This window comes from Streptomyces sp. NPDC039424 (genome assembly GCF_055639495.1).
In genome coordinates, this window is record NZ_JBVKAI010000032.1 from 1 (window position 1) to 19,606 (window position 19,606).

General features: G+C 71.1%; 14 protein-coding genes. 4 read left to right on the forward strand and 10 right to left on the reverse strand.

What is annotated here, in order from left to right:
* From ACZ7L0_RS41695 to metK, 3 genes are all read right to left on the reverse strand, one after another.
* Positions 1-935: homocysteine S-methyltransferase family protein (locus ACZ7L0_RS41695; protein ID WP_471247814.1), on the reverse strand; the 935-nt coding region annotated here is incomplete at its 3' end.
* A complete protein-coding gene (locus tag ACZ7L0_RS41700; protein ID WP_471247815.1) occupies positions 932-1,927 on the reverse strand; it encodes a carbohydrate kinase family protein in 996 nt (331 codons plus the stop codon). The genes ACZ7L0_RS41700 and ACZ7L0_RS41695, both read right to left, overlap by 4 nt.
* A gap of 35 nt (positions 1,928-1,962) precedes the next feature.
* On the reverse strand, positions 1,963-3,171 hold the full coding sequence (metK, locus tag ACZ7L0_RS41705; RefSeq protein ID WP_471247816.1) for a methionine adenosyltransferase: 1,209 nt from the start codon (positions 3,169-3,171) through the stop codon (positions 1,963-1,965).
* Positions 3,172-3,669: 498 nt separating this feature from the next.
* Here metK and ACZ7L0_RS41710 point away from each other — a divergent pair, with 498 nt between their 5' ends.
* Both ACZ7L0_RS41710 and ACZ7L0_RS41715 read left to right on the forward strand, forming a co-directional pair.
* Complete coding sequence (locus ACZ7L0_RS41710) at positions 3,670-5,637, forward strand: FAD/NAD(P)-binding protein (RefSeq protein ID WP_471247817.1); 1,968 nt, start codon at positions 3,670-3,672, stop codon at positions 5,635-5,637.
* A complete protein-coding gene (locus ACZ7L0_RS41715; protein ID WP_471247818.1) occupies positions 5,637-7,091 on the forward strand; it encodes a nitrosuccinate lyase in 1,455 nt (484 codons plus the stop codon). Before ACZ7L0_RS41710 ends, ACZ7L0_RS41715 begins: the two co-directional genes overlap by 1 nt.
* Positions 7,092-7,153: 62 nt before the next feature.
* On the opposite strand, the gene qcrB is transcribed toward ACZ7L0_RS41715, so the two are convergent.
* A complete protein-coding gene (qcrB, locus tag ACZ7L0_RS41720; RefSeq protein ID WP_471247819.1) occupies positions 7,154-8,875 on the reverse strand; it encodes a cytochrome bc1 complex cytochrome b subunit in 1,722 nt (573 codons plus the stop codon).
* On the reverse strand, positions 8,872-9,501 hold the full coding sequence (locus ACZ7L0_RS41725) for a TetR-like C-terminal domain-containing protein (RefSeq protein WP_471247820.1): 630 nt from the start codon (positions 9,499-9,501) through the stop codon (positions 8,872-8,874). Before ACZ7L0_RS41725 ends, qcrB begins: the two co-directional genes overlap by 4 nt.
* A 282-nt stretch (positions 9,502-9,783) precedes the next feature.
* On the opposite strand from ACZ7L0_RS41725, the gene ACZ7L0_RS41730 reads away from it, so the two are divergent.
* A complete protein-coding gene (locus tag ACZ7L0_RS41730) occupies positions 9,784-11,031 on the forward strand; it encodes a cytochrome P450 (protein WP_471247821.1) in 1,248 nt (415 codons plus the stop codon).
* 48 nt (positions 11,032-11,079) lie between these two features.
* Entirely contained in the window at positions 11,080-11,823 is a 744-nt protein-coding gene (locus ACZ7L0_RS41735) for a nuclear transport factor 2 family protein (RefSeq protein WP_471247822.1), read from the forward strand.
* A gap of 85 nt (positions 11,824-11,908) precedes the next feature.
* On the opposite strand, the gene ACZ7L0_RS41740 is transcribed toward ACZ7L0_RS41735, so the two are convergent.
* From ACZ7L0_RS41740 to ACZ7L0_RS41760, 5 genes are all read right to left on the reverse strand, one after another.
* Positions 11,909-12,709 carry a nuclear transport factor 2 family protein gene (locus ACZ7L0_RS41740; protein WP_471247823.1) on the reverse strand — a complete coding sequence of 267 codons (801 nt, stop codon included), beginning with the start codon at positions 12,707-12,709 and terminating at the stop codon, positions 11,909-11,911.
* A gap of 85 nt (positions 12,710-12,794) precedes the next feature.
* Positions 12,795-14,486, reverse strand: a complete 1,692-nt coding sequence (locus ACZ7L0_RS41745; protein ID WP_471247824.1) for an FAD-binding oxidoreductase — start codon at positions 14,484-14,486, stop codon at positions 12,795-12,797.
* A gap of 193 nt (positions 14,487-14,679) precedes the next feature.
* Positions 14,680-15,561 (reverse strand): bifunctional transcriptional activator/DNA repair enzyme AdaA, encoded by an 882-nt coding sequence (locus ACZ7L0_RS41750; protein WP_471247825.1) that lies wholly within the window; start codon positions 15,559-15,561, stop codon positions 14,680-14,682.
* A 43-nt stretch (positions 15,562-15,604) separates the two neighbouring features.
* On the reverse strand, positions 15,605-17,212 hold the full coding sequence (locus ACZ7L0_RS41755; protein ID WP_471247826.1) for a class I adenylate-forming enzyme family protein: 1,608 nt from the start codon (positions 17,210-17,212) through the stop codon (positions 15,605-15,607).
* Between the two features lie 144 nt (positions 17,213-17,356).
* Entirely contained in the window at positions 17,357-19,597 is a 2,241-nt protein-coding gene (locus ACZ7L0_RS41760; RefSeq protein ID WP_471247827.1) for an MMPL family transporter, read from the reverse strand.
* Positions 19,598-19,606: the final 9 nt, after the last annotated feature.

Consider the following 19,606-nt stretch of genomic DNA (forward strand, 5'->3'; position numbering starts at 1 on the left):
TCCCGGACCCGCTCGACCACCTGCCGCAAGTGCTCCGGAGTCGTACCGCAACAACCACCGATCAGGGACAGACCGTACTCACGGACGAAGGTCTCCTGTGCCTCCGCCAGTCCCTCGGGGCCCAGCGGGAAGTGCGCACCGTCCTTGGTCAGCACCGGCAGGCCCGCGTTCGGCATGCACAGCAGGGGGATGCGGGAGTGCCGGGTGAGGTAGCGCAGGTGCTCGCTCATCTCGGCGGGACCGGTGGAGCAGTTCAGGCCGATCATGTCGATGCCCAGCGGCTCCAGCACGGTCAGCGCCGCGCCGATCTCCGAGCCCAGCAGCATGGTGCCGGTGGTCTCGAACGCCATCGAGCACAGCAGGGGGACCTCGGTGCCGGTGGCCTCCATGGCGCGGCGGGCGGCGACTACGGAGGCCTTGGTCTGCAGCAGGTCCTGTGTGGTCTCCACGATCAGGGCGTCGGCGCCGCCCGCGAGCAGGCCCTCGGCGTTCGCCTGGAAGCCGTCGCGGAGCGTGGTGTACGAGACGTGGCCGAGCGTCGGCAGCTTCGTACCGGGGCCGATCGAGCCCAGCACCCACCGCTGCCGGCCGTCCCCTGCGGCGAACCCGTCCGCCGCCTCCCGTGCGATCCGGGCGCCGGACTCGGAGAGCTCGTACACGCGGTCGGCGATGTCGTACTCCGCCATGGCCGCGTGGTTGGCGCCGAAGGTGTTGGTCTCCACGCAGTCCACGCCCGCCGCGAAGTAGGCCTCGTGGACCGAGCGGACGATGTCCGGACGGGTGACGTTGAGGATCTCGTTGCAGCCCTCGAGGTTCTCGAAGTCCTCCAGCGTCGGCTCCTGGGCCTGGAGCATCGTGCCCATGGCCCCGTCGGCGACCACCACCCGGGTGGCCAGCGCTTCGCGCAGCGCCCGTACGCGCTCCGGGCCGCTCATGTCAGGCTCCTTGGCATGGTGCTCAGGTGCGGGGCGAGCTCCGCGGCCGCGGTCGCGCCGTAGGCGTCGCGGATCCGCGCCGTGAGCCGCTGCGGGGTGAGGGTGTACTCCTGGGTTCCGACCGTCTCCAGGGCACAGGTGGCGACCGCGCTGCCGAGCTGCGCGGCCCGCTCCAGGGGCAGGCCGCGGGCGGTGGCGGCGAGGAATCCTGCGCGGAAGGCGTCACCGGCGCCGGTGGGTTCGACGGGGCCGTGCGCCGGTACGGCACCGATGGTCCGGTCCGGGTCGCCGGTGGTGCGCAGCAGGATCCCGTCGGCACCGCGGGTGGTGATCCAGATGCCGGTCCGGTTCAGGATCTGCTCCTTCGTCCAGCCGGTGCGTTCCTGGATGAGCGCGCTCTCGTACTCGTTGGTGAACAGGTAGCGGGCGCCGGTCAGCAGGGAGCGGACCTCCTCGCGGTCCATGCGCGCCAGCTGCTGCGAGGGGTCCGCCGCGAAGGCGATGCCCAGTTCGTGGCACTGGCGGGTGTGGCGGACCATCGCCACCGGGTCGTTGGGTGCGACGACCACCAGATCGAGGCCGCCGGCGCGGTCGGCGACCGCCGCCAGTTCGATCCGGCGGGCCTCGGTCATGGCTCCGGTGTAGAAGGTGCCGATCTGGTTGTGGTCGGCGTCGGTGGTGCAGACGAAGCGGGCCGTGTGCCGGTCCGCGCTGACCAGCACGGAGTCGGTGTCGACGCCGTGCTGCTTCAGCCACGTCCGGTACGGCTCGAAGTCCGTGCCGACCGCGCCGACCAGCACCGGGCGCAGCCCGAGCAGGCCGAGCCCGAAGGAGATGTTCGCCGCCGCTCCTCCGTGCCGGATCTCCAGGTCGTCGACGGCGAAGGAGAGCGAGACCTTGTCCAGGCGCTCGGCGATCAGCTGCTGTACGAACCGGCCCTGGAAGACCATCAGATGGTCGGTGGCGATGGAACCCGTGACGGCGATCCTCATGTGCTGCCCCTGTCCTCGGCCGCTGCCCGCCCGGTTCAGCCCGTGGCCGCGGCGCGCAGGGCGGTCGCGCGGTCCGTGCGCTCCCAGGTGAAGTCGGGCAGTTCCCGGCCGAAGTGGCCGTAGGCCGCGGTCGCGGCGTAGACGGGGCGCAGCAGGTCCAGGTCCCGGACGATGGCGGCCGGGCGCAGGTCGAAGACCTCGCCGACGGCCTTGCCGATCCGGGCCGGGTCCACGGTGTGGGTGCCGAAGGTCTCGACGAACAGGCCGACCGGCTCCGCCTTGCCGATGGCGTAGGCGACCTGTACCTCGCAGCGGGTGGCGAGGCCGGAGGCGACCACGTTCTTGGCGACCCAGCGCATCGCGTACGCCGCCGAACGGTCCACCTTGGAGGGGTCCTTGCCGGAGAAGGCGCCGCCGCCGTGGCGCGCGTACCCGCCGTAGGTGTCGATTATGATCTTGCGGCCGGTGAGGCCGGCGTCACCCATCGGGCCGCCGATCTCGAACCGGCCGGTGGGGTTGACCAGCAGGCGGTAGCCGTCGGTGTCCAGCTTGACGCCGTCGGCGGCGAGCGCCGCGAGGACCGGTTCCACGACGTGCCGGCGGACGTCCGGGGTGAGCAGCGCGTCCAGGTCGATGTCGGCGGCGTGCTGCGAGGAGACGACGACGGTGTCCAGGCGGACCGGCTTGTCGCCGTCGTACTCGATGGTGACCTGCGTCTTGCCGTCGGGACGCAGGTAGGGGACGGTGCCGTCCTTGCGCACGGCCGACAGGCGCTCGGACAGGTGGTGCGCCACGGAGATCGGCAGCGGCATCAGCGTCGGCGTCTCGTCGCAGGCGAACCCGAACATCAGGCCCTGGTCCCCGGCGCCCTGCCGGCCCAGTTCGTCGGTGGTGCCCTCGACGCGCTGCTCGTAGGCGGCGTCGACGCCCTGCGCGATGTCGGGGGACTGCGCGCCTATGGAGACGGACACACCGCAGGATGCGCCGTCGAAGCCCTTGGCCGAGGAGTCGTAGCCGATGCCGAGGATCGTTTCGCGGACGAGTCCGGGGATGTCGGCGTACGCGGAGGTGGTGACCTCTCCGGCGATGTGCACCTGGCCGGTGGTGATCAGGGTCTCGACCGCCACCCGGGAGGCCGGGTCCTCACGCAGCAGGGCGTCGAGAACGGCGTCGCTGATCTGGTCGGCGATCTTGTCGGGGTGGCCCTCGGTGACGGACTCCGAGGTGAAGAGACGACGATGCACGGCACTCCCTGGGGCGGGTCGGAGTCGGCGGGGGCGGGGCCCGCAGAACGCGGGTGTGTATTCATCCTCCGCACGGCGCTTAAGGGCGGCTTGGGCCGATTCCGGCGGGCCACCAGGCAATCACCGGTATTTCCGCCGGTGTTTCGCCGGGGCCTGTGGCGCATTCCACTGATTCCGCCGATTCCCCGGGCAGGGATGGCAGTCGTATGGCAATCCGTGCGAAAGCCCGTGGCTCCGGCACGGCAATCGGGCGCCGGCGCGGCGCGGACGCAGCAGGATACCGGTGCTTTTTCCGGCTCCGGGGCGCGATCGGCGCGCCTTTTCCGGTGCCGCGTTGACCCTGTTTCGAGGTAGCGGATTTCCTTCCGCTCAGTCGGGTGAGTGCGCCGTCGCGGCGGGGCGCCGATCCCGGCGTGTTCCCGCGTTCCCGTTCCCGCGTTACCTCGTTTCCCTTCTTTCCCTTCGAGTCAGACCTTTCACGCCAATCAGGAGCAGCAGATGGGCAATCAGCGACTGACCATGTGCATCATCGGCACCGGGCCCCGGGGGCTGTCGGTGCTCGAACGCGTCTGCGCCAACGCCGCGCTCGCCCCCGACGTAGCCCTCACCGTGCATGTGGTCGAAGCAGAACGGCCAGGATCGGGCCGGGTCTGGCGCGGCACCCAGTCCCGCCATCTGCTCATGAACACCGTCGCCTCCCAGGTCACCCTCTTCACCGACGAGACGGTGGACATGGAGGGGCCGCTCGCGACCGGCCCGAGCCTGTACGAGTGGGCGCGGCTGATGGCGCCGCTGGAACCCGGGGAGTCGGACCTGGACGAGGAGTCCCTCGCCGAGGCCCGCAGGCTGGGTCCCGACTCCTATCCCACCCGCGCCTTCTACGGCCGCTACCTGGAGTGGGTGTTCCAGCGGGTGGTGGCGCTCGCTCCCGACCACGTCGGCGTCGTCGTCCACCGCACCCGCGCGACGGCCCTGGACGACGTCCCCGGCGATCACGTGGCCCGGCAGACGGTGCGGCTGGCGAACGGACGGGAGCTGACCGGGCTGGACGCCGTGGTGCTCAGCGTGGGCCATGTCGACGCCGAGGACCCCGAGCCGCTCGCCCGGCTGCACCGGGAGGCCGAGCGGCTGGGGCTGACGCATGTGCGGCCCGCCAACCCGGCCGATGTCAACCTCGGCTTCATCGCGGCCGGCGAGCCGGTGCTGCTGCGCGGGCTGGGCCTGAACTTCTTCGACTACATGGCGCTGTTCACGCAGGGCCGCGGCGGCGCCTACGAGCGGGTCGACGGGCGGCTCGTGTACCGGCCCTCCGGCCGGGAGCCCCGCCTGTACGCGGGATCGCGGCGCGGGGTGCCCTATCACGCGCGCGGCGAGAACGAGAAGGGTGCCCACGGCCGGCACATGCCGCTGCTGCTCACCGAGGAGAAGGTGCGGGAGCTGCGGGCGCGGGCCGACCGCGGCGGGGGCCTGGACTTCCGCGAGGACATCTGGCCGCTGGTCGCCAAGGAGGTCGAGACGGTCTACTACACGACGCTGCTGGCCCGCCGGGGCGCGTCCCGGTTCGCCGTCGACCGGTTCCGCGGGCGGCTGCTCGGGGCCGCGTGGGGCGGTGACGAGGAGCGGGAACTGCTGGGGTCGTACGGTATCGAGGCCGCCGACCGCTGGGACTGGCGGCGGATCACCCGCCCCGACCACGACGCCCCCTTCGTCGGCCGCGAGGCGTGGCGCGACTGGCTGCTGCGGCGGCTGCGGCAGGACGTCGACGACGCGCTGGAGGGCAATGTCTCCGGGCCGCTGAAGTCCGCCCTGGACGCGCTGCGCGACCTGCGCAACGAGATACGGATCCTGGTCGACCACAACGGGCTGACCGCCGGCTCGCACCGCGACCACCTCGACCGCTGGTACACCCCGCTCAACGCGTTCCTGTCCATCGGGCCGCCCGCCTCCCGCATCGAGGAGATGATCGCGCTGATCGAGGCCGGTGTGCTGGAGGTGGTCGGCCCGGACGTCCAGGTGACGCTGGACGCGCGGCGGCGGCGGTTCACGGCCGTCTCGCCGCGGGTGCCGGGGTCCGAGGTGCACGCCCGGGTGCTGGTCGAGGCCCGGCTGCCCGACATCGACCTGCGCCGGGCCGCCGATCCGCTGCTGCGCCACCTGAGGGCCTCGGGAAACTGTGCCCAGTACCTGATCAACGGCCCCGGGACGGCGGTGTACGAGACCGGTGGGCTCGCCGTCACCGAGCGGCCGTACCGTCTGGTGAAGGCGGACGGCACCCCGCACCCGCGGCGGTTCGCCTACGGCGTGCCGACGGAGTCCGTGCACTGGGTGACCGCGGCCGGTATACGGCCCGGCGTCAACTCGGTGACCCTCGGTGACTCGGACGCGATCGCCCGCGCGGTGCTCGCCCTCGCCGACTCCCCGGCGTTCCCGCTGCCGGGCGCCACCGCCGGAACGGAGGCCGCGTGATGGCCACGGCCATAGCCGTCGGCGCCGCCGTGACCGCGGTCGTCGAGGAGGACGCCGGTCTGCTCTCCCCGGTCCGTGCCGGCACCCCGGTCGAGGCGCTGGTGTCGGACCGGGCCTGGCTCCAGGCGATGCTGGACGCGGAGACCGCCCTGGCCCGCGCGCAGGCCCGGATGGGACTGGTGCCCGAGGCGGCGGCCGAGCTGATCACCGAGGTGGGGCGGGCGGAGAACTTCGACCTGCGCGCCCTGGCCGAGGCCGCGCGCGGCGCCGCCAACCCGGTGGTCGCCGTGGTGCAGGCGCTGACCTCCGCCGTCGCCGAGCGGGACACGGAGGCCGCGCACTATGTGCACCGCGGCTCCACCAGCCAGGACGTCCTGGACACCGCGACCATGCTGGTGGCCCGCCGTGCCCTCGGTTTCGTCCTGGAGGCGCTGGGGCGCACCGCCCGCGCGCTGGCCGGCCTGGCCGAGGAGCACCGCGACACCCCGGTGGCGGGCCGCACGCTGACCCAGCACGCGGTGCCCACCACGTTCGGGCTGAAGGCGGCCACCTGGCTGCAGGGGGTGCTAGACGCCCAGCAGCGGCTGTCCTCGCTGGTGCTGGGCGGGCTGCCGGTGGAACTGGGCGGTGCGGCCGGGACGCTCGCCGGCTACCTGGAGTACGCGCGGATCGACGCCCCCGGCGGCAGCGCCGCCGAACCCGCCGAGTACGTCGACGAGTTGTTCCACGCCTACGCCGAGGAACTCCAGCTGGCGGTGCCCACCGCGCCCTGGCACACGGTGCGCACCCCGCTCGCCGACCTGGCGGCGGCGCTCACCCACACGGCGGGCGCACTGGGCAAGCTCGCCGCCGACGTGCAGTCGCTCTCCCGTACCGAGGTCGGTGAGGTCTCCGAGCCGGCGGCGCCCGGGCGCGGGGTGTCCTCGGCGATGCCGCAGAAGGTCAACCCGGTGCTGTCCACGCTGATCCGCTCCGCCGCCGCCCAGGTGCCGCTGCTGGCCGCGTCGGTGGCGCAGGGCATGGTGGCCGAGGACGAGCGGCCCGCCGGGGCCTGGCACGCCGAGTGGCAGCCGCTGCGCGAGGCGCTGCGGCTGGTCGGCGGGGCGGCGCACACCGCGGCCGAGCTGACCGCGGGGCTGACCGTGCACGCCGACCGGATGCGGGCCAATCTCGGCCGTACCGGGGCGCTGATCGTCGCCGAGCGGCTCGCGGCGCGGCTGACGCCCGTGCTGGGCAAGGCGGCGGCGAAGGCGGTGGTGGCGCGGACCGCGCTGCGGGCGGCGGCGAGCGGGCAGCCGCTGGCCGAACTGCTCCACGACGTCCCCGAGATCGCCGCCCGCTTCTCCCCCGCCGACCTGGCGGCCCTGACCGACCCCGCCGCCTACACCGGGGCGGCCGGCGCCCTGGTGGACCGGGTCCTCGGCCGCTTCCGCTCCCTGGTGCCGGGCGGCTGACGGACGGCGCGAGGGGCGGCCCGCCGCGTCGTGGCGGGCCGCCCCCTCGGCCGTGCTCCGGGTCAGTGCGCCGGGGCGTCCTCGTCCGCCTGTTCGCGTCCGCCGGTCAGAGCCCTGGGGCCGGGGACCACCTTTCCGTTCACCGCGACCTGCTCGTGGGCGGCGAGGGCGTGCCGGTGGTGCGCCAGGGCCTGCCGGTACTCCTGCGGGGTCGGCGTGGGCACCTGCTGGCCGTACAGCCAGCGGCTGAGCCGGAAGCGCAGCCGGTCGCGGCCGAGGCGCGGGTTGGGTACCCCGTCGGTCTCGGCGGCCGGCTCCGGCAGGGGCTCGAACACCTCGCGGGAGAGGAGGGCGTACTCCTGCCCGCGCTCCAGCCGCTCGTGCACCTCGACGAACTCGCCGTGCGGCAGGCGCTGGATCCGGCCGGTCTCCCGGCCGTGCAGCAGCTTCTCCCGGTCCCGTGCCTGCAGTCCGAGGCAGATCCGCTTGGTGACCTGGTACACCGCGACCGGTATGACGAAGATGCCGATCCGCACCGCCCAGGTGATGGAGTTGAGCGAGAGGTTGAAGTACTGCGCCAGGACGTCGTTGGCACCGCCGAAGAACAGCACCAGGTAGAAGGCGATGAAGGCGCAGCCGAACGCGGTGCGGGTCGGGTGCTCGCGCGGCCGGTCCAGCAGGTGGTGCTCGCGCCGGTCGCCGCTCACCCACGCCTCCAGGAACGGCCAGCCCGCGATGACCGTGGCCATCAGGCCGGGCAGGACGACGGCGGGCAGCAGCACACCCAGGTTGACCGTGTATCCGGCGAGGGTGACCTCCCAGGCCGGGAACGCCCGCAGCGCGCCCTCCAGGAAGCCCATGTACCAGTCCGGCTGAGAGCCCTGGGAGATCTGGTCGGCCCGGTAGGGGCCGTACGTCCAGACCGGGTTGATCTGCGCGACGCCCGCCATCAGCGCCAGGATGCCGAACACCGCGAAGAAGAAGCCGCCGGCCTTGGCCACGTAGTGCGGCAGCAGCGGCTGGCCGATGACCTTCTCCTGGGTGCGGCCCGGGCCGCGGAACTGGGTGTGCTTGTGCACGCCGACGAAGAGGATGTGCACCACGATCAGGGCCAGCATGATCCCGGGGATCAGCAGGATGTGCACGCTGTACAGCCGCGGCACCAGATCGTGGCCCGGGAACTCGCCGCCGAACAGGAAGGTCTGCAGATAGGTGCCGGCCACGGGGATCGCCAGGACGATGCCCTCGGCGATGCGCAGGCCCGTACCCGAGAGCAGGTCGTCGGGGAGCGAGTAGCCGGCGAAGCCCTCCACCACCACCAGGACCAGCAGCACGAAGCCGATCAGCCAGTTCACCTCGCGCGGCTTGCGGAACGAGCCGGTGAAGAAGTGCCGCAGCAGGTGCACGCTGACCGCGGCGATCATGGTCAGTGCCGCCCAGTGGTGCAGCTGCCGGATGAACAGGCCGCCCCGCACGTCGAAGCTGATGCGCAGGGTGGAGGCGTACGCCTCCGACATGCCGATGCCCTTGAGCGGGACGTACGACCCGTTGTAGACGGTCTCGCCCATGCTCGGCTTGAAGAACAGCGTGAGCCAGATGCCGGTGACGACGAGGATCAGGAAGCTGTACAGCGCCATCTCGCCGAACATGAACGACCAGTGTTCGGGGAACGCCTTGCGGACCAGGGCGCGCGCCTTGTAGATGGCGAACCTGCCGTCCACGTAGTCGGCGACCTTCTCACCGCGCGGCGGCTCGCCCCGCGTGGTCTGCTCGGTGGTGCTCATTCCGGCTCGCCCCCTCCGTACCGCTGTGCCGTGGTGGCGCCGACACCCAGTCCGCGCAGCGCGTTGTCGGCTATGGACTCGGCCAGCTGTGGCGTGAGCGGGCCGGTGCCGAGCAGCAGGCGGAACCAGAGCGGGCCGAACACCATGTCGATGGCGGTGTCCACGTCGGTGTCGGGACGCAACTGGCCCTCTTCCCGGGCCAGCACGAAGCGCGCCCGGGCCATGGTCCGGTTGGGCGTGTAGACCTTCTCCAGGAACGCGGCGGCCAGCCGCTCGTCGCGGTGCACGTCGGCGATCACCGCCACCAGGTGCGGGCCGATCGCCGGGTCGGCGAACAACCGGGCCGTCGCCGTGAGCTGGTCCTGAAGGTCCGCGCGGAGGTCCCCGGTGCGCGGAAAACGCATGTGCGGAGCGACGACGTGCAGCAGCGCCTCCATCACGAGGAGGTTCTTCGCCGGCCAGAGCGCACGGACCGGCTCCTCGCCGACACCGGCGCGGGACGCGATGTCCCCGATGTCGAATTCCTCGTAGGCGCGTTCCCGGCACAGCCCGAGCACCGCGTCGAACACCCTCTCCCGGAGGCTCAACTCGCCTTCCACCGCCGCAGATTGCGCCACACTTGTCATACCCGAAGCGTATTTCCCTGCTTGCCATGGCCCGACCACACCGCCATGGCAACAACTTGTCATGCAGGAATTCCCGGCCCTCACGGTCGTACGGGGCCGAGGGCGGCCGGTAAGAGTGTCCGTGGCCGGGTCGCAGGTGCGGGCGGCGTCGGCATCCGCCTCGGCGCGTCGGGTGACAGAAAATTGTCCCTTCACGCCCGCCGACTCGCCGTGCTTCCTTGATGTGCACCGCCGAAAAGAACAGGCCACGGCGCAGAATCCCATTTCCCCAGCGGAGGGCATGTGAGCGGCACGACGACGATGCGGGGTGGTGCCGAGAACATGCTCGGCTTCGACCCCAACACCCCAGGATTCCGGCAGGATCCCTATCAGCACTATCGGCGGCTGCGGGAGAACAACCCCGTCTTCCGCAGCCCGGCGGGCTTCTGGGTGCTCACCCGGCACCGGGAATGCGATGCGGTCATGCGGGACGAGCGGTTCGGCTATCCCTCGCCCGCCGCGGCGTCGAAGGACAGCGCGCCGGGCGGTTCGGCCCTGCCCGGCGGTTTCGCCGACCAGCGCCACATGCTCATCTTCATGAACCCGCCGGACCACACCCGGATGCGCCGCGTGCTGCGCGACACCTTCGGGCCGCGCGTGATGCGCAGCGCCACCGGCTACATCGAGGAACGCACCGAGCGGCTCCTCGACCAGGCACTGGAGGCCGGTCCGCGGTTCGACCTGATCTCCTCCGTCGCCCATCCGCTGCCGTTCGGTGTGATCTGCCACCTGCTCGGGGTGCCGGAGCCGGACCACCCGATGATCGAGAAATGGGCGCAGGAGTACCTGGCCGGGGTGAGCCCCTCGTTCACCGTCTCGCAGGCGGACCACCGGGGCAGGGACGAGGCACTGGCCGGGCTCAACGACTACTTCCTCGCGCTGGCGAAGGAGCGGCGCCGGGCGCCGGGCGAGGACGTGCTGAGCCGGCTGGCGGCCGCGGCCGACGCGGGGGAGATCAGCGAGCAGGAGCTCCTCGGCACCTGCATCCTGCTGTTCATCGCCGGGCACGGCACGACCACCAACCTCATCGGCAACGGCGCCCTCGCCCTGCTGCGGCACCCGGAGCAGCTCGCCCGGTTCCGCGCCGAACCGGATCTGGCGGCCGGCGCCGTCGAGGAGCTGCTGCGCTACGACTCGCCCTCGCATCTGTCGATACGGGTCGCGTTCGAGGACGTGGACCTGGGCGAGGGGCACGTGGTCCGCGCGGGCGAGCAGGTCATCGTGGTCCGGGGCGCCGCCAATCGTGACCCCGAGGCCTTCGCGGATCCGGACACTCTCGACCTCGGCCGCACCGACAACCGGCATCTCAGCTTCGCCTCGGGCATGCACGTGTGCTTCGGCGCGCCCCTGGCCCGTACCCAGGGCAGGACCGCGCTGGGCGCGATCTTCCGCCGGGCGCCGGAGCTGACCCTGGCCGCCGAACACCTCGAGTACAAGCCCAGCCTGCTCTCCCGCGCGCTGGAGGCGCTGCCGGTCACCACCGGCGCGTGAGTTCCCCCCTGCGTTTCCCCGGCGACGAAACCAAACCTTGGAGATCGGATGGAAACCAAGAGTCTCATCGTGGCGGGCGTACAGGCGCTGACCGGGGAGGCCGACACCGAGGCCGCCCTGGACACGTACTACGCGCCCACGTTCATCCAGCACAGCCCGCTGTGCGCGGACGGCAAGGACGGCTTGCGGCAGCTCACCGAGCGGGCCAAGAGCGCGGGCGCCCGCTACGAACTGCTCCGCGCGATCGGTGAGGGCGAGATGGTGCTGCTGCACGCCCGCGTCACCGGCCTCGCCGAGGTGCCGCTCATCCTGTTCAACTTCTACCGCGCCGCCGACGGCCGTATCGCCGAGCACTGGGAGGCGGTGGCCCCGGAGACCGGGCCCACCGCGTCCGGGCGCGACATGGGCGACGGCCCCGCCGAGGTCGCCGACCTCGACCGCACGGCCTCGAACAAGGAACTGGTCCGCCGGCTGGTCGAGGAGGTCCTCGTCGGCGGCGAACAGGCGGCCCTCGACGGGTACTTCGCCGACGGCGAGCTGATCCGGCACGCCCCTTCGGCCGCCGACGGCGTGGCGGGCCTGCGGGAGACGCTCGCCGGGACCGAGTACCTCAAGCTCCACCGGATCGTCGCCGAGGGGAACTTCGTCTTCACCCAGTGCGAAGGCACCGTGGACGCCCGGCCCCATCTGTTCGCCGACCTGTTCCGCGTCGCGGACGGGAAGATCGTCGAACTCTGGGACGTCCGGACCCAGATTCCCGAGCAGATGCCGCACGGCAACGGCATGTTCTGAGCGGCAGCGGACCCCGAGGAGCCGGGCGCTTCGACCAGCGCCCGGCTCCTCGGGGTCTGCTGCTGTCGCCGACCTCCGCGACCGCTCAGAAGGTGACGAACAGCGAGTTGCTGTGCGGGAGTTGGGCGGGCACCTCGGCGATGGCGTCCCAGTGTTCGACGATCTTCCCGTCCGCGAGACGGAAGAGGTCGTTGAGGACGTGCGGGCGGCCGTCGACCGTACCCGCGCACTGGGCCCAGACGAAGTTTCCGTCGGCGATCAGCAGGTCGAGCCTTTCGTAGCGGCGTGGGCCCCGGTCGAGCCAGTCGCGCAGCGCGCTCACCCCGTCGGCGACGCCCGGGCTGTGCTGGATCAGGGAATCACCGCCGAAGTACCCGTCGAGGGCCGTCAGGTCGCCGCCGACGAGGACCCTGTCGATCAGCCCGCGGACCGACTCCCGGTTGTCGTCCGTGCGGTCCAGGTCGGTGATCCCGGTCGGCCCGTCCAGCATCCCGTGGCCGCTGACGGTGTCGGTGATCTGCGGCTGCACGACCTCCCAGTGCTCGGCGATCCGGTCTGACTCGACCCGCAGCAGGTTGAAGACGGCGAACGGCTGCGAGACGCCACCGCCGTGCGCGTGCAGCACGACCCACGGCCCCTCGGCCAGGGCCCGGATCATCTTGTACCGGAACCCGAGGGTCGCCAGCTGCACGATCGTGGTCCGCAGCCCCTCCCGGCCGTCGGACACCAGCGGGCTGTGCTGGACGAACCCCTCCGCCCAGTGGCGGTACACCGCGTCGAGTTCGAGGTTGACGAAGAGTTCGTCGATGGCTTTGACGACCAGGGTCTTGGGTGTGGTCGCGGACGTGATCGTGGCTGTGGTCTCGGATGTGGTCTCGACCGACATTTCGGGCACCTCACAGAGTCTCGTGTCTTGCGGGGGATGTTGGTCTGAAGCCCTGACAGCCGGTCGACGACCGGCCCGCGGCGCGCTACCGGCTCACTTTGGCCGGAAGCCTGATGGACTGGCTGTGGCGGAAGAAGTCGCGCGGGTCGTACTTCTGCTTGACCTGCTGCAGCTTGGCGTAGTTGCCCTTGTAGTACAGCTCGTGCCAGGGCACGCCGGAGGTGTTGTACTTCGGGTCGTGCAGGTCGATGTCCGGGTAGTTGATGTAGCAGCCGTCGGTCACGTCGTTGATGACCGGGACGCCGCCCGTGTCGGCGTAGACGCCGTGGTAGAACTCGCGGATCCAGCGCAGCGAGGCGGCCTCGTCCGCCGGGTCGGACCACCAGATCCCCCATGCCGCCTTGTACGCGGCCTCGCGGTGCACCGCGGCGGTGGCGTCCGGGGCGACGGCGTTGACCCGGCCGCCGAAGGAGCTCATCTGCACCGCGGCGGTGGGATTGACCAGGTCGTCCCGCGTCAGGTGCTCGTAGAACCGGTCGATGTGCGCCGTCGGCATGGTCGTGCGGTAGTACGCGGACTTCAGGTCGCACTTGAGGCTGGGGTCGTTCAGCGTCGGGTTGGTGGTGCCGATGTAGCGGGTGGCCTGCAGCCACGGCATCCGGCGCGGCTCGGCGAGATCGGGCATGGCCGCCATCTCACCCATGTGGGTGGTCATCGGCTCCGGTGCCACGCCCAGGCCGGCGGTCACGGCGGCCAGGTAGTCGTCCAGGATCTTCCGCGCGCCCGGGACGGTCGCGTCGACCTGGGTGACCAGGCCGATGTACCCGCTCGACTTGTGGTTCAGCCAGAGCACACTGCACAGGTTGTCGTTGACGGTGCCGGGCTTGAGGTACTTGGCGTGCCAGTCGCCGAAGTTCTTGATCAGGCGCGTGAAGCGGTCCTTGGTCATATCCGCCCATGGCAGGGCCATGGCGTGCAGGAACACCTCCGCCGGCGGCTGCGGAAGCAGCTTCGCGGGGTCGGTGCCGGTCGCCCCGGGGGACCGGAACCAGAAGCGGGTGATGACGCCGAAGTTGCCTCCGCCGCCGCCCGTGTGGGCCCACCACAGGTCGCGGTTCGGGTCGTTCGGCTCGCGGGTCGCCACGTAGACCTTCGCCGTACCGTCGGCCGTGACGGACACGACCTCGACGGCGTACAGGTGGTCGACGACCAGGCCCTGTTGGCGGCAGAGCAGGCCCCAGGAGCCGCCGCTGACATGGCCGCCGGCGCCGACCTGGAAGCACGTACCGGCGGGGATGACGACTCCCCAGGTGCGGTACATGCGCTCGTAGGCGTTCAGCAGCTGCGAGCCGGCCTCCAGGCAGATGGCGTTCTTCTCGGAGTCGAAATAGACCCGGTTCATCCGGGTCATGTCGAGGACGACCTGGACCTCCGGGTTGAAGACCCAGTCCTCGAAGCAGTGTCCGCCGCTGCGCACGGTCAGGCGCTTGCCCGCGGTCACCGCGCTCTGGACGACCGAACGGACCTGCGCGGTCGTCTCGGCGAGGCAGACCTTCTCGGGCGTGGCGACCCAGCGCTGGTTGTAGCCGCGCACCAGGTCCGGGTACCGCTTGTCGCCGGGGGTCACCGTGGTGATCGGCTCCGCCGCCGGCACGGTCCCGTCGTCCGCCGCGGCCGGTGTGGCCAGGCCCGTTCCGGTCAGGATCGCGGCTCCCCCGACGGCCGCACCCCCTGTCAGGAAATTCCGTCTGTGGATGCCTTGAGTGTGGCGCGCCATTGCTCCATCCCCCCTTGTCCTGACGAATCAATGCGGCCACGCTATAGACGGGTTCAGGCCACCGGCACTCAGGAAATTGCGCTTGTATTCGGCGATCTGGTTACTCGTGTAGTAGAGATCGCGCCACAAAGTCGAGGCTGGTTCCGCACCAGGCGGGGGCTCGCAGTGGGGGCGGGTGCAGGAGCGCGACCGGTTATGAGCGGAGCGCCTGGCGGATACGTTCGTGGCGGCAGACTCCGCGGACCGCCGACGGCAGCAGCGCGTCCGGATGCGAGGCCGCGCAGCGAGCCAGTACCTGGGCGACCTGTGCTTCGAACCACCGGTCGTCGGTGCGGTGCTGCGCGTACGGGAAGAGCTCCGCCAGCCGCGCACGCGCTGCCCGCTCCGGGCCCTCGACGACCGCGCACACGCCTTTCCCCGTCACGGCCACCAGCACCGGCCCCGCGTCCGTGACGCCCATGGCCGAGCGGATCTCCACGCCCGCCCCGCCCGCGCGAAACGCCTGCGGGGTCATGCCCAGGATCGTCGAGGAGACGGCGTAGAACTGGCCGTTGGTGGTGAAGCCGGCCTGGTAGATCGCGTCGGCGACGGTCCGCGCCCGGATGAGCTCCTCCCGTACCCGCTGCGCCCGCACCGCCGTCCAGTAGGCGTGCGGCGTCAGTCCGGTCAGCGACTTGAACACGCGGTGGAAGTGGAAGCGGCTGTAGCCGGTGCTCTGCGCCAGGTCGTCCAGGTTCGGCGGCGCCACCGCCGCGTTCATCAGCAGACAGGCGCGAGCCACCACGGCGGCGTGGCGCCCGTTCGGCTCCCGTTCGCCCGGATGGCAGCGGCGGCAGGGCCGGTAGCCCCGCGTGTGCAGTTCCTCCAGGGAGGCGTGGAACTCCACGTTCTCCCGGCGGGCCGGTCGCGCCGCGCACGAGGGCCGGCTGTAGATGCCGGTCGTCGTCACCGCGTAGTAGAACCGTCCGTCCGCGGCGTCGTCGCGCTCCCGGACCGCACGCCAGCGTTCCTCGTCGCTCTCGTAGGCGCACACCTCGGCATCGGCGGCTGTCGGCAGTTGTGCCGTCGCCACCATCACCGCACCCCCAAGGCGGGGGCGCCCGGAAGGCGGGCGGGACTCATGTCCACCGTCCCGTGCCATAGGTGGCCTGGTTCTGCAGCATCTTCCGGCGCAGGTCGAAACGGCGGACCTTCCAGGTGCCGGTGCGCGGGAAGTCGTCCCAGTCGATGACGCGGGGCTCGGCGAGCGCGGGCAGGTCCGCCGTGGCGCGCTGCCAGGCGTCACGGTCGAGGGTGCCGGTGTGCGTGGACAGGACCGGCACCGGCAGGCCGTCCGGGTCGCCGAGCACGATCGCCTCGGTGACCTCGTCGAGGCGTTCGAGCAGGATGCTCTCCAGCTCGATGCCGCTGGTGCCGGGGATGACGTCGACCTCGCGGTCGAGGATCTCAAGGGTTCCGGTACGGCGGTGGATGCCTATGTCGCCGGTGTTCCACCAGCCGTCCCACAGCTTCTCGCGGTGCCGTTCGGGCTCCCCGAGGTAGCCGAGGCAGCGGCCCTTGGTCTTGACGAGGACGATGCCGCGCTCCCCCCGCTTGACCGGCTTGCGGGTCTGCGGGTCGACGACCTTGATCTGGGTGACGAAGGGGATGGGGCGGCCGACGTTGTTGGTGAACGGCTCGCCCTCGGAGGGGCGCATGGCCTTGCGCCTGGAGTACGACGCCAGGGTGGCCGGGCCGATCTCGCTCTGCCCCCAGCTCTGCGCCCACACCGGCCGGCGGCGCCGGGACGCGGCCAGGAAGGTGCGTATCGTCGAGGGGTGTATCGCGTCGAAGGTGGAGATGAAGGCGCGTACGTCGGTGAACAGTTCGGGGTGGGCCTTGGGCAGGTGCTCCCAGCGCTGGAAGATGTTCGGGCACGCCTCCAGGGTGGTGGGGCGGTTGCGGCTGAGGGTCTCCACGACCGTGTCGGGCTCGGAGCCGCCCATCACCACGACCTTCGTCGGTACGAGCACCGACTGGGCCTGCACCCAGGTCACCGCGCGCGAGTGCACGAAGGCGATGCAGGAGGCGATGGTGTCGTCGGGCCGGGTCGACAGGAACGGGATCCGGATGGTCTCCATCACCCCGTACACGCCGATGGTGTCCGCCGAGTGCATGACGAACTTGGGTACGCCGGTGGTGCCGGAGGTGTGCGTGAGCAGCATCGGCTCGGCGTCGGGGCGCAGGTCGGGCGCCGGGACGTCCGAGCCCGCGAGGTCGGCGAGGGGCACGGACCCGTCGATCCGCCGCTCGCCCTCGACGGCGAGGACGGTGGTGCCGGGTCCGGCGAGGGTGACGCCCGACTCCGCCGCGGCGGCGAGCACGGAGTCCGCGGCGACGATCACCTTCGGCTCCAGGCGCGCCATCATCTTGCCGAGCGTGTCGGCGGCGAACGTCGAGGTGATCATGGCGGGCAGGGCGCCGATCCGGGCCGCCGCGGCGGCGAGCAGGATGACGTCCATGTGGTTGTGCTTGATGATCGCGAGCCGGTCGCCGCGGCGCAGGCCCGCCGCGTACAGACGCCCCGACATGTCGGCGACGAGCCGGGCCAGGGCGGTCGCGTCATGGGCCCGGCCCGTATCGGGAGCGATGTCGAAAGGCCGGTCCAGGTGCCATACGGGGCCCGGCTTGTCGGCGAAATGATCGAAGTGCGCTCCGATGTTCTTGGGGCGATCGGTCTTGGGCATGGGCTGTCCTGATTCCGTGAAAGAACCGCTGAACGGGGAGGTGGCGAGGTGGTGTGCGGCCCCCGTGCGGGTCCGGGCACTCGGTCCGTGCCGGACCCGCGCGGGGGCCGTGCGTGCGCTGTGCCCCGTGGTGCGGGGCGGTGTTCAGTGGGTGGGCGAGGCCACCGGGGTGTCGCTGTCCGCGCCGGGGGTGGTGGCCACGGGCTCCGCTTCGCTGATGCCGAAGCGGGCGTGCAGACGGCGCAGTGGTGCCGGCGCCCACCAGTTGGCGCTGCCGAGCAGCTTCATCAGGGCCGGCAGCAGTCCGCCGCGGATCAGCGTGGCGTCCATGAGGATCGCCAGTGCCATGCCGAGGCCGATCGCCTTCATGTAGCTGATGCCGGAGGTGACGAGCACCAGGAAGACCAGCGAGAGCAGCACGGCCGCGTAGGTGACGACCTTGCCGACCCGCTCCAGACCGCTGGCGACGGCCAGTTCGTTGTCACCGGTGCGGTCGTACTCCTCCTTGATCCGCGACAGCATGAACACCTGGTAGTCCATCGCCAGGGCGAAGGCCAGGCCGAAGAGCATGATCGGCACGGTCCAGGTGATGCCGCCGGTGACGATGAAGTCGCCGAACGGGGCCGTCATATGGCCTTCCTGGAAGATGAAGACGAGCGCGCCGAAGGTCGCGGTCAGGCTGATCCCGGTGAGCACCATCGACTGCAGCGGCAGCAGGACGCTGCCGGTGAGCAGGAACAGCAGGACGAACATGCCGATGAGCAGGATCGCCGCGGCCAGCGGCAGGTTGTCCTCGAGGGAGTCGAAGGTGTCCTTGCTGACCGCCGCGGGCCCGCCGACCTCGACGTCGAAGGGCGCCTTGGTGCCGCGCACCTCCTTGACGAGGTCCCGGCCGGCCGGCGCATACGGGTCGATGCTCGGCACCACCGCGAGGTACGTGGCGTTCGCCGCGCCGAAGCGTGCGTTCGCCGCGCCGGCCTCGGCGACCTTCTTGCCCTTCGCGTACGAACCGGTGAGCGCGTCCACGCGGCTGACCCCGTCGAGGGCCGACAGCTTCGCCGCGTAGTCGTCGATCTTGCCGGAGTTCGTCTCGGGGCTGCCGGAGTCCGTGGCGACCACGTTGAGGGCCTGCTGCTCGCGGGTGTTGAAGTCCTTCTTCAGCACCTGCGCGACCTGGGCGGACTTCGCGTCGGACGGCAGCACGCTCTCGTCGGGCAGCCGCAGCTTCATGTTGGCGGCGGGCAGGCCGAGGGTGATGGCGATCGCCAGGACCAGGACGGCCACCCGGACCGGGCGGCGCATCACGGCGACCGACAGGCCGTGCCAGAAGCCGCCGCCGTCCTTGGCCGGGTCCTGCTTGCGGCGGATCAGACGCCACTTGTTGAGCCGCGGGCCGATCCACTTGAGCAGCGCCGGGGCCAGGAGCACGGTGGCGAAGGCGGCCACCAGCGAGGTGGTGATGCAACCGATCGCCAGCGAGTGGAGCACGGTGAACGGCAGCGCGAACAGTGCGAGGAAGGACACGGTCACGGTGAGCGCGGAGAACAGGACCGTCCGGCCCGCGGTGCGCAGGGTCGTCGCGATCGCCGCGTCGGTGTCGTTGCCCAGCCGCAGCTCCTCGCGGTACCGGGTCACGAACAACAGGCAGTAGTCGATGCCCAGACCGATGCCGAGGAACGTCGTGGTGTTCACCACCACGTTGGAGGTGTCGCTGAAGAAGGTGACGATGAACAGCGCGCCCATCGACAGCAGCATCGCGGCGAAGGCCACCGAGAGCGGCACCAGCGCGACGACGGCGCTGCCGAAGATGATCACCAGGACGACCAGGACGAGCGGGAAGACCGCTCCGTCGGCCTTGGTGGCGTCCTCGGCGGCCTGCTTGGTGTTCTCGAACCACATCATCGCCATGCCGCCGGTCTTGATCTCAAGACCGTCGACGCTGCCCGAGTACTTCTTGTCCAGGGCCTCGGCCCGGTCGATCTGGTTGTCGAAGTCACCGGTGATGCGGCCGAGGATGATCGCCTGGTTCCCGTCCTTGCTGCGCAGGGCCGGGCTCTTCGACGTCCAGTACGAGACGACGCCGGTGAGGTCCGCCTCCTTGGACAGCTTGGCGGTGAGCTCGCGGCCGGTCCGGGAGACGGCCGGGTCGTCGGCTCCGCGCTTGTCCTTGATCAGCAGGAGCAGGTTTGGTTCGCCCTGCTTGAAGACCTTTTCCATCTGATCGGCGGCATGGCGCGATTCGGTGCCGGAAGCCTCGTAGCCTCCCATGGTGAGCCTGTCCTGCAGGCCGCCGCCGGCTGCGCCGGCGAGGAACACGAACAGGAGGGTCAGCAGGACCACCTTGCGCGGTGAGCGCAACACCAGGCGTGACAGCCTGTCAAACATCAATGCTCC

Excerpts from the sequence above, each read along its gene's own strand:
- ACZ7L0_RS41700 (WP_471247815.1), bottom strand. The coding sequence starts at position 1,927 with ATGAGGATCGCCGTCACGGGTTCCATCGCCACCGACCATCTGATGGTC.
- ACZ7L0_RS41710 (WP_471247817.1), top strand. The coding sequence starts at position 3,670 with ATGGGCAATCAGCGACTGACCATGTGCATCATCGGCACCGGGCCCCGG.
- ACZ7L0_RS41715 (WP_471247818.1), top strand. The coding sequence starts at position 5,637 with ATGGCCACGGCCATAGCCGTCGGCGCCGCCGTGACCGCGGTCGTCGAG.
- qcrB (WP_471247819.1), bottom strand. The coding sequence starts at position 8,875 with ATGAGCACCACCGAGCAGACCACGCGGGGCGAGCCGCCGCGCGGTGAG.
- ACZ7L0_RS41725 (WP_471247820.1), bottom strand. The coding sequence starts at position 9,501 with ATGACAAGTGTGGCGCAATCTGCGGCGGTGGAAGGCGAGTTGAGCCTC.
- ACZ7L0_RS41735 (WP_471247822.1), top strand. The coding sequence starts at position 11,080 with ATGGAAACCAAGAGTCTCATCGTGGCGGGCGTACAGGCGCTGACCGGG.
- ACZ7L0_RS41740 (WP_471247823.1), bottom strand. The coding sequence starts at position 12,709 with ATGTCGGTCGAGACCACATCCGAGACCACAGCCACGATCACGTCCGCG.
- ACZ7L0_RS41745 (WP_471247824.1), bottom strand. The coding sequence starts at position 14,486 with ATGGCGCGCCACACTCAAGGCATCCACAGACGGAATTTCCTGACAGGG.
- ACZ7L0_RS41750 (WP_471247825.1), bottom strand. The coding sequence starts at position 15,561 with ATGGTGGCGACGGCACAACTGCCGACAGCCGCCGATGCCGAGGTGTGC.
- ACZ7L0_RS41755 (WP_471247826.1), bottom strand. The coding sequence starts at position 17,212 with ATGCCCAAGACCGATCGCCCCAAGAACATCGGAGCGCACTTCGATCAT.
- ACZ7L0_RS41760 (WP_471247827.1), bottom strand. The coding sequence starts at position 19,597 with ATGTTTGACAGGCTGTCACGCCTGGTGTTGCGCTCACCGCGCAAGGTG.